The sequence below is a fragment of the Alicyclobacillus sp. TC genome (genome assembly GCF_016804365.1).
In the GTDB taxonomy this organism is placed as follows: domain Bacteria; phylum Bacillota; class Bacilli; order Alicyclobacillales; family Alicyclobacillaceae; genus Alicyclobacillus_I; species Alicyclobacillus_I tolerans.
Genome location: NZ_CP044434.1, coordinates 1,274,035 through 1,287,708 on the forward strand (window position 1 = coordinate 1,274,035; position 13,674 = coordinate 1,287,708).

Below are 13,674 nucleotides of genomic sequence, written 5' to 3' on the forward strand. Positions count from 1 at the left end.
CAAGAGATGGAACAACCAAAAGATAAAACAAAAAGAAATGCAAAGCTGGCGGATGAAGAAGTACGTCAGTTGATACAGAATAGCCAAGCAGGAGATCAAAATGCTCGTGACGAGTTGGTTTTAAGCAATCAGCGTTTGGTATGGGCTGTTGTACAACGTTTTCTCAATCGTGGTTACGAGGCGGACGATTTGTTTCAAATTGGTTGCATAGGACTTATGAAGGCTATTGATAAATTTGATCTGAGTTATGAAGTCAAATTTTCTACTTATGCTGTACCTATGATTATTGGTGAAATTCAACGTTTTCTTCGCGATGATAGTACAGTTAAAGTAAGCCGTAGTCTTAAGGAAACTGCTAAACATATTCGTCATGTCAAAGATGATTTGGCTAAAAAACTTGGCAGGCAACCCCATATCACTGAAATTGCTGAAGAAATGGGTTTAGATCCAACAGAAGTTGTGTTTGCTCAAGAGGCTTTACGAACGCCGGCTTCCATTCACGAAACTGTTTTTGAAAACGATGGAGATCCAATTTATTTAATGGATCAAATAGCGGACGATGAAAATCATGAATGGTTTGATAAAATTGCATTACATGAAATTCTGAATCGCCTGCCAGAAAGAGAAAGATTCATTGTATATATGAGATTTTTTCGTGATAAAACACAATCTGATGTTGCAGAAGTTCTAGGAATTTCCCAGGTGCAAGTGTCTCGGTTAGAAAAACGAATACTCCAGCAGATACGAATGCAATTAGAATGATACGATGGACAATCTTTATGCAAGGCGAGCGTAGGCTCGCTTTTTTTGTTGCATCCTTTTGCGTAAAGCATCGTGAAATGGGAAATCTAATGCTGTTTAGAAAGAACAAGTCATGACTAGTATTTGTTTTGATTCCAACATAAAGGAGATGAACTATGTTTTGACAACAGCAAGCAAAAACGAACAAAAAGCTTATCAACAAACCATCAAAAAATATCGTCCCGCCAAACCCATGGGTAAAAACATGATTCGAGCTTTTTTGGTAGGGGGATTGATTTGTGAGATTGGACAGATCGTGCAATGGTTTTTCGTCAAATTTGCACATTTTTCAATCCAAGATGCGGGTAACCCAACAGTAGCAGTCATGATCTTTTTAGCTGCTTGTTTGACAGCTTTAGGGGTATACGACAAATTTGCGGGATGGGCAGGTGCCGGATCGGCCGTACCTGTTACTGGTTTTTCAAATACGATGACTTCTGCAGCCATGGAACATCGTGCAGAAGGGTGGGTAGCCGGCGTAGGTGGGAATATGTTTAAGCTCGCTGGACCTGTCATTGTGTATGGTGTGGTTTCTGCCTTCTTTGTATCCCTTATTCGTTATCTTTGGATTCATCTTGTTTAAAGGAGTGTATCATCGTGTCCAAGTTGGGAGCGCAAACCTGGGAATTCCAACGTCCTCCTGTGCTCATTTCTACTGGGACAGTGGCTGGCAAATTAGAGAGTGAAGGCCCAATTGGCCATCTATTTGATGTCAAACACAGTTCTGATAGAGTAGAAAATCTTACATGGGAACAGTCGGAGCAAGTATTTTTTCAGGAGGCGGTCCATGTTGCTTTACAAAAAGCCAACCTTTTGCCTCAACAAGTGGATGTGATGGTAGGGGGTGACTTAAGTGCGCAACTGACCTCATCCTATTTAGGCCTAAAACAATTTTCTGTTCCCATACTCGGTGTCTATAGTGCTTGCGCTTCCATTTGTGAATCGCTATTTTTTGCCAGTTTTCTCGTAGAAAATGGGTTTGCCAAAGTGGCTGTTGCCGGAACATCTAGTCATACAAGTGCGGCTGAACGTCAGTTTCGCTATCCAACAGAATACGGTGTACAAAAACCGCCTACTGCACAGCGAACCGTCACTGGAAGTGGTGTAGCCATTCTTGGCGATTCACCAGCGGCTGCCCTTCCTATTCGCATTACCCATGCCACAGTTGGAAAAGTAATGGATTACGGGATTAGTAATCCCTGGGAAATGGGAGCTGCTATGGCACCAGCCGCTGCACATACGTTGACTACTCATTTTAAGGATACCGGACGTTCTCCAGCTGATTACGACTGCATAGCTACGGGCGATCTCGGTCATATTGGTCACCAAATTCTCCGCAAGTTGCTAGCTGATGAAGGTTACACTCATCTGACTCAACTAACCGATTGCGGAATACTGATTTTTGATCCTAATCAACCAGAAGTGTTTTCTGGTGGCAGTGGTGGTGCGTGTTGCTCTCTTGTAACTTTTTCGCATCTTATTGACAGAATGATAGATGGTCAATACAAACGGCTCTTGATTAGTGCTACCGGCGCTTTGCTGTCTACAATAAGTGCCCAACAACATGAGACAATTCCAGGAATTTCACACGCTATCGCGTTTGAACGTATAGAGGAGGAAGAATTGAAATGAGCCCATGGATTTTTCTTACAGCCTTTGTGGTCGGTGGATTGATTTGTGTGGTAGGGCAGCTCATTCTCGATTTGACGAGTTTAACTCCTGGACATGTCATGGTCATTCTTGTTATAGCTGGTGCTGTATTGGACGGATTTGGACTGTACGATCCACTCATTAAATTTGCTGGAGCAGGAGCTACGGTACCTATTACATCGTTTGGGAATGCTCTTGTACATGGTGCGCTGCTTGAAGCATCAACGCACGGACTGGTTGGCATTATCACAGGCATATTTGAAGTGACAAGTGCAGGAATTTCAGCCGCTATCATTTTTGCTTTTTTGGCAGCGGTGGTGGCGAAACCGAGGGGATGAGAAATCGACAGAGAAAGCGGCGCGTCATTGTAGTCACAGACGGCGACTCCATGGCTTTAAGAGCTTTAAAGATGGCGGCCAAACAGACTGGCTGCCGATTGATTTCAAGGAGTGCTGGAAGTCCAACTCCGCTCTCAGGTCCAGAAATCGTACATTGGATCCTGAGGGCTCAATCAGATCCAGTTATTATTATGTTTGACGACAATGGTAATCAATTGGACAATACTGCAGAAATCTCTATGTCGTATGTCTTGTCTCATCCCAGCATAGAAGTTATTGGTGTGTTGGCAGTTGCTTCGAATGCTCAGAGTCAGCAAGGAATTCAGGTTCATTGTTCGGTTACCCCAGATTTGCGCATTGTAACGAGTGCGGTGAATAAAGAGGGATGGCCAACACAAAGGTTTAATCTAAAAGGTGATACAGTAGACATATTAAGAAAATTCTCTATACCTATGATTGTCGGTATAGGTGATTTGGGGAAAATGCATGGAAACGATGCACCAGCCAAAGCGTCTCCAGTGACCACTAAAGCGATTCAACTTATATTAAAGACGCAACAAAGCCCACAGCATTCCTGCTTTGAACACATAGAATAAATCGGAATCGTTGGGAGGTGTCAGTATCGTGATATCCATGCTTATGTTTTTACCACGACTGTTTCGTTACTTTGGCATGTTCCAAAGTTTTATGGGTTTTGTTCGACCGCTATTTCCCCAAATGAAAAGAATTTTACGTCCTTCTTCTGCTGCAGCATGATGAGTTATATCCAGTATGTGATGAAAATGTGGACTTTTGCAGCCCCTGTCACATTAAAAATATAATGATATAGAAAGAAGGCAGGGGGAGAGTTGAATGACTTCACAAACGCCAATGAGCCTGCTTGCGCCACAAGAAAAGCAAATGCATGTGGCGCAAAAAGGACAACTTCGTTATATGCGTTTTGGTTTGAATGGGGGCTGGCAAGGAGCACTTTCTCTTCGTTTTCCAACTCGTCCTGTATTTCCATATCAACGTGCATTTGAATATCTCTCTGCCTCTCTCAAACGTTCTCCGCAACGTTTTCTTTCACTTGGTGTTGGGACAGGCACTGCGTTAGCCACTATCCAACGTCTATATCCCCAAACACTTTTGTATGGTGTTGATATCGTAGGGGAAGTGATGGAAACAGCTATCCAGCATTTTCAGGCTCCAGATCACTCAGCATGTCAATATTATCAATGTGATGCTATCCAGTTTGTCGAACAGACCCAACTTCGTTTCGATTTCATTTTTGTAGATGTTTATCTGGAGGATAGAATTCATCCAATTATTATACAATCGTCATTTCTTGATGCTTTAGAACGAATCCTCAACAATAAGGGAACTGTAATTTTTAATTTGATTGCTAAAACTCCACCAGTCTACCCTTATACTTTGTTTTTAAAATATAGCCAGACTTTGTTTAGAAGTCGTATATGGCTGCCTGTTGGCATGCCTTTCATTGAAGGAAACTTATTATGCGTACTATCCAAAGATGCAAACCCTTTTCAATTTCATTCAGACTATCTTAGAAATATAAGATCTAGAGCGAATTTTTACTATAATTGGTTTGATCAATTAGAGTGTAAGTTGTGGATGCATCGATTACAAATTTTGAATTCATAATCATCATTTTTGTAAAAAAAAAAGCCGACAGTTTTAGACATATCGGCTTATTAAATACCTTGAATATTTTTAGATACTACGCTTGATGAGTTAGAAATATTGATATTTTTGGCCATACGGCGAGCTTGCAGACGACAAAGCATAATACTGATTTCATAGAGAGCCATCATAGGTGTTGCCACACTCAAATGAGAAACAAGTTCTGGTGGACTGATGAGTGAGGCAAATACAATAATTGCAAAATATGCATATTTTCTCATTTTCGATAGCATTCTTGGTGTAACAACATGAATTCTTGTAAGAAACAAGAGCGCTATTGGCATTTCAAAAATCAAACCAAAAGGCAACGTTAAATTGACCAAAAAAGAAAAATATCGATGAGCAGTCATCACGACTATGAAATTTTCAAATGACAGTTGAAGCAAGAAATGTAATACAATTGGAAAAACAACGAAATATGAAAATGCTACTCCTCCTAAAAACATCAGGAACGCAAAAGGGAGCATGGTCATGGCTGCTCTGCTTTCTTTAGGCGATAGGGCGGGTTGGATGAATTTCCACAATTGATACAAAATAAATGGTAATGACATGCCCAATGACCCAAATCCAGCAATCATAAAGTAAATTTGAATAACGTCTCCTGGGCCAAGAACAGCAAGTTTAACATGGCCCAAAGGAGCTTCTAGAACAGAGCATATTTGGTGGACAAAGACAAGAGAAAGGATAAAAAACAGCACAACCAAAATGAGTGAATAGACGACTCTGCGACGTAATTCGGAAAGATGTTCAACTAGCGTCCATTCATTGTCCATTATTCATTCGACACCTTGGACTCAGTGTGAATTATATTTTCTCCCATATCTTCTGTTGGTTTTACAGTTGCCGCAGCAGTCGTAGCAGAAACTTCTACGGTTTCTTCGTCGCCAGTCAGTCCTTTGGTTGCTGATTTAAATTCCTTTAGCGTTTTGCCCATTGACCTTCCTAACTCCGGCAATCTTTTCGGACCAAATACAATTAGTGCAAAAAGAATAATCAGTATAAGCCCAGGAACACCAATATTTGATAACATCAGAATCTCTCCCTATTTAAAATTTGTGTGGAAGATTCTCCGGACTCTTGAATTGGAGTCCGGAGAAAGAAAGTGGAAAGAATTAGTTAGGATTATAGACACCACTGACTACATTTTGAATTTGTGACTGAGTTGGTAACCAAAATGGTCCATCAGGATTACTGTCGTTTTTAGATAAGAACGGAATGAGCGCTTTAGCTACATCCGCAACAGTAGAACCTTTTGGGGGAGCTTTTTCGAGTGAAATGTTATTTGGAACACTTTCATTGGTAATCACTCTGCCCAGAACTCTATGTTCCGCTTCAACTCCCATGATCTGACCAGCTAACTGAGCAAGGTCATTCCGGCCATTGCTCGCAAATTGATATATAGCTGCAAGATAAGCTTCAATAAATGCCGTTTCCAAAGCTTCAAGAACAGCTGCAAAGGTTTGATCACTTGTAAATGTTCCTTTTGGAAAATAAAATTTCGGGTTATCTCCTGCAACGGATTTTGCTCCAGCTCCAGAAAGAATTTGCGCATGAATATTTTCTTCGTCTAGCGCTGCTCGAAGATAGGGCTGGTTGTCTTGATTGTTGGTGACTGGCAATGTAGCTGCATTCATAACACCATTGTAGTAAAATGTAGTTGCGAGTTGTTCTGCCGTTAAGGCGAGATTAATAATTTCTTGTGTGGGTTCGGCGGTAGCTGCAAAAACTTTGGTTGGTCCAGATAAAATGGGTTCAGCCAATCCTCCAAGAGTTACAGCAGCTCCCATGAACCCTGCTTTTTTGAGAAATTCTCTGCGAGTTGTACGGCTTTCAGTCAATTTTTTCACCTCATCTGTGAGATTTGTTTGATTTCGCCTCTATATACGTAGCCTGCCAAATAAAAGATCACGCAAAACCATAAATTTAAAAATTTTTTAGTAAGTATCTTAAGAATAGACTCAGATCATTTTGATAAATAATTTCAAAACGGAGGGTGCTTCACATCGTTATTTTGGGTGTAACCTCACCGGCTAATATTGCGAGCGTTGCGGATAAGTACGAAGTATGTCAAAATTCTTTAGAATGCTATTCGGATTGGAGTTATGCAAAGAGGTGCATGAATTCTTATTTTATGGAAGATAAAGTCCTAATTGAGAAAACAGGAGCGGCGGCATGGTAGAAACTTGTTCAGATGGCGAACTATTAAAAAGAATAGCTAATCGAGATCGAACCGCTATGGAAGTTCTTTATGACCGCTATGAGCGATTGTTATACAGTTTTGCGAGAAAAGCCGTTCCCGATGATTTTGTTGCGGAAGAAATTGTTCAAGATGTGTTTATTAAAGTATGGGGTGCTGCGCATACCTATGATGAACGTCAAGCTAAATTGACAACCTGGCTTTTGACCATAGCAAGGCGTACCGCTATTGATCATGCAAGAAAGCGGCAAAAATTGATTCATTCATCGACTAATGATGAAGTATTACAAATACTACCTGATGATACTAAACAACCGTACGAGTGGACAGAAGTGCTCGCTTTGCGTCAAACAATTCAAGATGCGCTTAATGAATTGCCTGGTGATCAAAAACTTCTGATTGAACGTATATACTTACAAGGCCTATCGCAACGTGAAATGGCCGAATTATTACAACTTCCCATAGGTACGGTGAAGAGCAGAATTCGTTTGGGATTGGCTAAATTAAAAGATAAATTGACAGCAACCGGATGGGAGGTGACACCATGAACGAACAGCAGGTGTGCTCTCTTCGGGAGTTATACGTGTTAGATGGTTTAACTAAAGAAGAGCGGCAAATGTTTGAAGAGCATCTGACAAATTGTAAAGAATGTCAAAATGAAATCAGTTTGTTGATGCCGTTGAAAGATTGGTTGCTATATGATTTTGAAATGGCTATGCCACCTAAGGATATGAAGCAGAGAGTTTTGAAAAATGTTTACGATGCCATAGATAATGAAGAAGGAACAGAAACTGTAGTTCTATCGAGTCATCAGATAAACGATTTGAAAGAAATTACGTCCGTATTACCTGATCAAACATCTAATGACTCTGATCGTGAAAAGTTTGGGAAAATAAATGATGGTCATCGAATTCCTATAACTTCTGGTTTTGGAAAGTATCGAAATAGATACCGTTGGTTTATACCCATGACGGCAGCGGCTGTGCTATTCATTGTGTCAGGCATTGTCTATTATACTGAAAATCCAGTTTTCCAAAATCGATCCCAATTGACTGATAGAAATCCTTTGGGGCAAATGACAGAGGCGATACAATTAAAGGCTACTGCGCAATTTAATACCACTAGTGGGCAAGCTTTGATAGAGAATGGACAGATGGGCAGGAGTCTTTTCATCCATTTTTCTGGGTTACAACCGGTATATGGTTCTCAGGTTTATCAAGTTTGGTTGATTAAAAAAGGTCAACCTCCAGTTTCACTGGGTGTTTTTACACCCAATTCACAAGGTAAAGCTATTTTTGCAAGTTTGATCCCATTCAATGAGACCTTTCAAACTGTTGGCATCACTCTTGAACCTAGAGCTATAGATAAAACACCCAAAGGTCCATTGGTACTATTGGGGAGTATTTCTGTTTAATTCTATATGATAAATTGAAATTTAATTTGGACCTATGTCTTTTCTGTAGTGAAGTAATTTCCAATTTGTTTTATTGGCTTGAGAATTTTTTGACTATGGAGGCGACAATACATTTTAGCTAATCTTACTCAGCCGCTATTTATTGTACAAATTTTTATCGTGCTGGCTAGCTTAGTCGTCCACGAATTCAGTCATGCCTTGGTTGCTGATCTGCTAGGTGATCATACAGCTCGCCTGGAAGGTCGATTGACCTTGAATCCATTAGCACATTTACAACTTGTTGGACTTCTGCTGATGTTATTTGGGCCTATAGGTTTTGCCAAGCCAGTGCCTTTTAATCCTTCTAATCTCAAGCATCGTCGGTTAGGCACGATTTTAGTGGCTGCTGCAGGTCCATTTTCTAATTTCTTACTGGCATTGATCGCCTTAATCATATGGCAATGGGTTCTGTTTGACCCTTATTCAATGTTAGGACAAATTATTGAATTGATTGCACTGGTGAATGTCAGTCTGTGTCTCTTTAATCTTATTCCCATTCCCCCTTTGGATGGGTCACAAATATTGCGTAATTTATTTCCTGATTCAACGCAAAAGTGGTTTTATAAGCTTGATTTTTATGGTCCCTTTATTTTAATAATTCTTTTTTTAATTCCTTCAGTTATCGATAATTTTTATATCCCACTCATTAACGAAATTGTAGGGTTGTTATCTCAAGCAGTCGCGAGGCTTTGAAATAAATATAATATATCAATGAGAGAAATAGCTATGGGAGTACAAAGGCATGTTATGTTTTAAGGTAAGCAGCAGTTTTGGATGAAAACGAGTTCGAGAAACAAAAAGCAAGGACAGTTCGTCGATAAAGCGAGGTTCTTTTTATGGAATCGAGTGAAGGTGTCTATATTTTAAGTATTGGTGATTTTAATGGACCGCTCGATTTACTTTTGCATTTAATCCGCAAACAAGAAATTGATATACACAATATACCCATCGTTCAAATTACAGAGCAGTACATGGCCTATCTTGATACCTTACCTGAGAGCTACTTGGAACAAGCTAGTGAATTTGTGGTTATGGCAGCCACATTATTAGCCATTAAAAGTCGCATGCTCCTGCCAAAAAGCAAAAAACAAGATGAAGATGAAGAAGAAATGGATCCACGCGCTGAGTTGGTGGAACAGTTGATTGAATATGAGAAAATTAAAATAGCATCGGAATTATTGAAAGAAAAACAGCTTCTTCGTTCGGATTTATTTGGTCGGCCAGCTACCGACTTATCTCCTTATGCACCTGAGCATTTGCCTCCTTTATCTGAAATGAGTGCTTGGAAACTATTTGAGGCTATGCGCCAATTATACCGACGTAGGCCTAAAGATAAACCCGTAGCTGCAATTCGCGCTTATGTTGCTCGGGTGGAAGATGTCATTGAAGAAATAAAGGAGAAATTACTGCGATTGCAACACTGTACATTGCGTGAGCTTATGTACAATGTCTATTCGCGTAGCGAATGGGTAGCTTATTTTTTAGCGTTATTGGAATTAATGCGCTATCAACAAATTTATTGTTACCAATCAGAACTTTTTGGCGATATTACTATTATTTCCAAATTATCAGATGAGAGTTTGCAAACTATGGCTGAAACAGCAACAACTTCAGAAACTAAAAATGGAGGTTAAGATGCTCATTAATTTGATCTCTGCGATTGAAGCTATTTTGTTTGTTGCTGGAACAGATGGACTCAGTACGGAAGAAATTGCTGATATATTGCAAATACCTCAACAAGAGGTAATTGCTTCTTGTAGACAATTGCAATTAAAATTACAACAACCAGAATCAGGAATACAGTTGATTGAGAGTGCAAACACTTGGCAATTGGCAACAAAACCTGAACATGCACTTTACTTACGAAGAATGGCGGATACTCCTATTGCTACTTCATTATCTTCCGCTGCTTTAGAAACATTGGCTGTAATTGCCTATCAACAGCCCATAACGAGATCGCGTATAGAAAAAATACGTGGGGTAAGTTCGGAAAGAGCGATTCAAACATTGCTACATCGTTTATTAATTCGTGAAGTTGGAAGAGAAGAAGGACCAGGAAGACCTATTTTATATGGTACGACGGATCACTTTTTAAAAACATTCGCTATTTCTTCTCTAGAAGAACTACCTGAATTGCCAATTACAGATCGTGATGAAACGACTCTACTCTTTGAGAGAGAGAGTCATGTACCTCAAGAATAAAATTTAGATTCTCATTTCATGCGTATAGTAGGCAGGGGCTTGACACAAACTTTAGTTGTCCAAAAAGGTGGGCGATGATTTGTGTTAGGCGCTATTTTTTTTATTGTTGCTGGACTGGTTGTATTTGTTCTAATCATAGCCGTTCTTCCTATACGTTGTACACTACAGTTTATGCGCACTGGACATGATGATGAGGGTATAGTAACCATCAGTCTTCTTTTTGGTCTGATTAAAATTAGGCATCAACTTTTGAAAATCCAACCTAAAGTAACGCATCATGGACCAAGTCTTCATGTCGATGGACACAAGAACGGCAATCATGCTACAGAGCATTTTTCTCTAGAAGAGATTTTTAACTTTATTGAGAATATTCCTCAATGGAGTCATTTTGCTCGTGTCTGTCTAAAAGAGCTTAAACCGGTATTGCGCAGAATCAAGATTTTGACTTTTCATTTCAAAGTTGCCATTGGTTTAGAAAATGCTATGTACACCGGGGTTTTAACAGGATTTTCATGGACAGTATTGTCTCTTGTGACTGGAGAAATGTCTAAAATGTTCAGGCTCATGGTAAAACCGAAAATTCAAGTTGAACCTGTGTATCACCGAAATTCTTTGGAACTATCCGCGAAAGGCATATTTTCAATTTCCACAGGGCATGCTATTGTCGCTGCGATTCGTTTCTTTTTTGTTTGGAGGAGGATGAAAAGTTCATGGAGCATCCCATTCAAGGATTAATGCAAACCGCCATGGCCAATATAAGAGAAATGGTCGATGTCAATACTATCATTGGCGATCCCGTTGAAACACCAGACGGTACCGTTATTTTGCCAGTCTCTAAAGTGGGTTTCGGGTTTGCTGCTGGCGGCAGTGAATTTTCTGTAGATCACGATCGCGGCCATGTATCCGATGATGACAATTTACCATTTGGCGGTGGCTCAGGTGGTGGAGTGTCTATTACTCCCATTGGGTTTCTTATTGTTCATGGCAACCAAGTCAGGCTCTTATCTACTGACAACGAAAATCAACTTTACGATCGACTTATGGATATGGCTCCAATTGTTATGGAGAAAATTCAATCAATGTTTAAAGGCTCTTCGAATAAAAATCAAGGTAAATCTGATCAAACCCCGGTTGTTTGATAAATTTCGGTCATGCCTGTCCCTCTGTAAGCATACTTTCAATCAAAGGATATGCTGCACGGGGGATACGCATGATTGATTTTATTTGGCTTCTTTTGTTTCTGGTTGGAATTGGAACTGCTTTACTAACTGGTAAAATGCCTGCTGTCTCAAGTGCTATTCTGACTGGAGCAGAACATGGTGTAGAGCTTTGTTTTGGTCTGATAAGTGTTATTGTTCTCTGGATGGGATTAATGCATATTGCAGAAAAAGCTGGAGCTATTACTTTTCTGTCGCGATTAATGAGGCCGGTGGCCAAAAAAATATTTCCATCCGTTCCTTCTGACCATCCAGCTATGGGAGCTATCTTAGCGAATATGAGTGCAAATATACTTGGGATTGGTAATGCTGCGACACCACTTGGGTTGCGCGCTATGAAAGAATTACAAGATCTTAATACAAAAAAAGATACTGCAAGTGATGCAATGTGTACGTTACTTGCTGTCAATACAGCAAGTATTACTCTGATTCCAACCACTGTTATTGCCATTCGCATGCAATTGCATGCACAGCACCCCACCTCTGTCATTGGACCTACTTTACTAGCAACTTTTATTGGCACTATAGCTGCTTTAATCTTTGATAAAATATTTCGATCCTGGTCACGTCGTTCCGGGAGATGGGTATAATGCAACAATTTTTCATACAAATTTCCGAATGGTTACTCCCTATTTTAGTTTGCACTATTCTAATTAGCGGTTTTATTCGACGTGTTCCTTTATATAATACGTTTGTCGAGGGAGCTAAATCGGGTTTTGCCACTGCGGTTAAACTTATTCCTCATCTAGTTGCTATGATGGTTGCTGTTCAAGTTTTTAGTGCTTCAGGAGCTATGGGGATATTGATTCATTGGTTAACCCCAGTCTTAAGCATTTTACATATTCCTCCCGAAGTGGCTCCGCTTGGTTTGCTCCGTCCGATTAGCGGACAAGGAAGTCTCGCTATGATGATCCAGGTACTGAAAAGTAAAGGACCAGACAGTACGACGGGAGTATTGGCTTCGACTATGCAGGCAAGTACAGACACTACGCTCTACATTTTAACAGTTTATTTCGGCAGCGTAGGAATTCAAAAGTTTCGTTATGCACTTACAGTAGGGCTTTTATCTGATTTGGTTGCCATTGTGGCTAGTGTGTTTGCAGTGCATGTTTTTAAATAAGAGTAAAGGATATCATTTTCAAGTCAGTTTATTTCTTGTCAAGCCACTCCTTGAAAAAGCGTGGAAATGCGTGTAATTAGGGTATAATGACTCCATGTCCCATAGAAATGGAGATATTCATACATGGAAGAGCGATTACAAAAAGTCTTGGCGTCCGCAGGAATTGCTTCAAGAAGAAAATGTGAAGAGTATATTCTATCTGGTAGGGTGGCCATTGATGGAAAGATTGTTAAGGAATTGGGAACCAAAGCCGACCCAATGATTCAAGAAATCACAGTGGACGGACATCCAATTGCTGCAGAACCTAAAATATCTATTCTGTTGCACAAACCTACTTCGCGTATTTCCTCTGTTACCGATCCAGAGGGAAGAAAAACAGTTATGGAGAAGATATCATCATTGCCTTTTAGACTTTATCCCGTAGGAAGGCTGGATTATGATTCTAGTGGTTTATTGCTACTTACAAACGATGGGGAATTAACTCATAAACTTCTTCATCCAAGTCATCATATTGGCAAATTATATCGAGTGACAGCTTTAGGTATGGTGGATAAAAAAATTGTAAGAAATTTGGAGCAGGGAATTGAGCTGGAAGATGGCGTAACTGCTCCAGCAAAAGTCTGGGCTTTGCGTCAGCATCCTAAAGAATCTGTTGTAGACATAGAAATTTTCGAAGGAAAAAACCGTCAAATTCGACGGATGTTCGAGAAATTGGATTTACCCGTTAAACGTTTAAAAAGAATAGCATTTGGTCCTCTCCAGTTAAATGATTTAAGAGTTGGACAATGGAGATTTTTAGATGAAAAAGAATGGGAAGACATTTATAGAATTTGCAATTTACCCATACCTGACTATCCTAAAGAAATCATTCAAACTTATAAACTTGCTTCGGAGCGACGTATAAGAAATTTGCAAAATCAATCAGATAAGAAAAAGGGCAATGGACAAGCCCAAAGAAATAAGACTTAGAACGAAACCAGTCGAGATGTTACATCATTAAATAAAAATTTCGA

General features: G+C 39.9%; 20 protein-coding genes. 17 read left to right on the plus strand and 3 right to left on the minus strand.

The features are described from left to right. Positions 1–6: 6 nt before the first annotated feature. From sigF to FY534_RS06200, 7 genes are all read left to right on the plus strand, one after another. Positions 7–762, plus strand: coding sequence for an RNA polymerase sporulation sigma factor SigF (gene sigF, locus FY534_RS06175; RefSeq protein ID WP_072874229.1), 756 nt, complete (start codon positions 7–9; stop codon positions 760–762). 160 nt (positions 763–922) lie between these two features. Further along, on the plus strand, positions 923–1,384 hold the full coding sequence (gene spoVAC / locus FY534_RS06180) for a stage V sporulation protein AC (protein ID WP_238413692.1): 462 nt from the start codon (positions 923–925) through the stop codon (positions 1,382–1,384). Positions 1,385–1,398: 14 nt separating this feature from the next. Next, positions 1,399–2,433, plus strand: a complete 1,035-nt coding sequence (gene spoVAD, locus FY534_RS06185; RefSeq protein WP_083574232.1) for a stage V sporulation protein AD — start codon at positions 1,399–1,401, stop codon at positions 2,431–2,433. After that, a complete protein-coding gene (gene spoVAE, locus FY534_RS06190) occupies positions 2,430–2,789 on the plus strand; it encodes a stage V sporulation protein AE (protein ID WP_072874230.1) in 360 nt (119 codons plus the stop codon). The genes spoVAD and spoVAE overlap by 4 nt, the downstream gene beginning before the upstream one ends. Then, complete coding sequence (locus FY534_RS06195; RefSeq protein WP_072874231.1) at positions 2,786–3,385, plus strand: stage V sporulation protein AE; 600 nt, start codon at positions 2,786–2,788, stop codon at positions 3,383–3,385. Before spoVAE ends, FY534_RS06195 begins: the two co-directional genes overlap by 4 nt. A 28-nt stretch (positions 3,386–3,413) precedes the next feature. Next, positions 3,414–3,545, plus strand: a complete 132-nt coding sequence (locus FY534_RS14815) for a hypothetical protein (RefSeq protein WP_255567434.1) — start codon at positions 3,414–3,416, stop codon at positions 3,543–3,545. 96 nt (positions 3,546–3,641) lie between these two features. Next, on the plus strand, positions 3,642–4,433 hold the full coding sequence (locus FY534_RS06200; RefSeq protein WP_203115444.1) for a spermidine synthase: 792 nt from the start codon (positions 3,642–3,644) through the stop codon (positions 4,431–4,433). A 50-nt stretch (positions 4,434–4,483) separates the two neighbouring features. Here FY534_RS06200 and tatC read toward each other — a convergent pair whose 3' ends face one another. The 3 genes from tatC to FY534_RS06215 form a co-directional block, all read right to left on the minus strand. Continuing rightward, on the minus strand, positions 4,484–5,245 hold the full coding sequence (gene tatC, locus FY534_RS06205; protein WP_203115445.1) for a twin-arginine translocase subunit TatC: 762 nt from the start codon (positions 5,243–5,245) through the stop codon (positions 4,484–4,486). Continuing rightward, entirely contained in the window at positions 5,245–5,502 is a 258-nt protein-coding gene (locus FY534_RS06210; RefSeq protein WP_072874234.1) for a twin-arginine translocase TatA/TatE family subunit, read from the minus strand. The genes tatC and FY534_RS06210 overlap by 1 nt, the downstream gene beginning before the upstream one ends. 82 nt (positions 5,503–5,584) lie before the next feature. Further along, positions 5,585–6,310 carry a ferritin-like domain-containing protein gene (locus tag FY534_RS06215; RefSeq protein WP_072874235.1) on the minus strand — a complete coding sequence of 242 codons (726 nt, stop codon included), beginning with the start codon at positions 6,308–6,310 and terminating at the stop codon, positions 5,585–5,587. A 334-nt stretch (positions 6,311–6,644) separates the two neighbouring features. Here FY534_RS06215 and FY534_RS06220 point away from each other — a divergent pair, with 334 nt between their 5' ends. The 10 genes from FY534_RS06220 to FY534_RS06265 all read left to right on the plus strand — a co-directional run bounded on the left by FY534_RS06220 (position 6,645) and on the right by FY534_RS06265 (position 13,630). Next, complete coding sequence (locus FY534_RS06220) at positions 6,645–7,217, plus strand: RNA polymerase sigma factor (RefSeq protein ID WP_072874236.1); 573 nt, start codon at positions 6,645–6,647, stop codon at positions 7,215–7,217. After that, positions 7,214–8,083, plus strand: coding sequence for an anti-sigma factor (locus FY534_RS06225; RefSeq protein WP_072874237.1), 870 nt, complete (start codon positions 7,214–7,216; stop codon positions 8,081–8,083). Before FY534_RS06220 ends, FY534_RS06225 begins: the two co-directional genes overlap by 4 nt. 252 nt (positions 8,084–8,335) lie before the next feature. Next, the gene (locus FY534_RS06230) at positions 8,336–8,815 is read left to right on the plus strand and encodes a site-2 protease family protein (protein WP_165611983.1); all 480 of its coding nucleotides are present in this window, start codon (positions 8,336–8,338) and stop codon (positions 8,813–8,815) included. Between the two features lie 143 nt (positions 8,816–8,958). Next, complete coding sequence (locus tag FY534_RS06235) at positions 8,959–9,756, plus strand: segregation and condensation protein A (RefSeq protein ID WP_203115446.1); 798 nt, start codon at positions 8,959–8,961, stop codon at positions 9,754–9,756. Between the two features lies 1 nt (position 9,757). Further along, positions 9,758–10,324: an SMC-Scp complex subunit ScpB gene (scpB, locus tag FY534_RS06240; protein WP_203115447.1), complete on the plus strand. Its 567-nt coding sequence runs from the start codon at positions 9,758–9,760 to the stop codon at positions 10,322–10,324. Between the two features lie 81 nt (positions 10,325–10,405). After that, a complete protein-coding gene (locus FY534_RS06245) occupies positions 10,406–11,059 on the plus strand; it encodes a DUF2953 domain-containing protein (protein ID WP_203115448.1) in 654 nt (217 codons plus the stop codon). After that, complete coding sequence (ytfJ, locus tag FY534_RS06250; RefSeq protein ID WP_072874241.1) at positions 11,035–11,463, plus strand: GerW family sporulation protein; 429 nt, start codon at positions 11,035–11,037, stop codon at positions 11,461–11,463. The genes FY534_RS06245 and ytfJ overlap by 25 nt, the downstream gene beginning before the upstream one ends. A gap of 71 nt (positions 11,464–11,534) precedes the next feature. After that, a complete protein-coding gene (locus FY534_RS06255; protein WP_072874242.1) occupies positions 11,535–12,131 on the plus strand; it encodes a nucleoside recognition domain-containing protein in 597 nt (198 codons plus the stop codon). After that, entirely contained in the window at positions 12,131–12,661 is a 531-nt protein-coding gene (locus FY534_RS06260) for a spore maturation protein (RefSeq protein WP_072874243.1), read from the plus strand. Before FY534_RS06255 ends, FY534_RS06260 begins: the two co-directional genes overlap by 1 nt. A gap of 123 nt (positions 12,662–12,784) precedes the next feature. Further along, a complete protein-coding gene (locus FY534_RS06265) occupies positions 12,785–13,630 on the plus strand; it encodes a pseudouridine synthase (RefSeq protein WP_072874244.1) in 846 nt (281 codons plus the stop codon). The last annotated feature ends 44 nt before the right edge of the window (positions 13,631–13,674 follow it).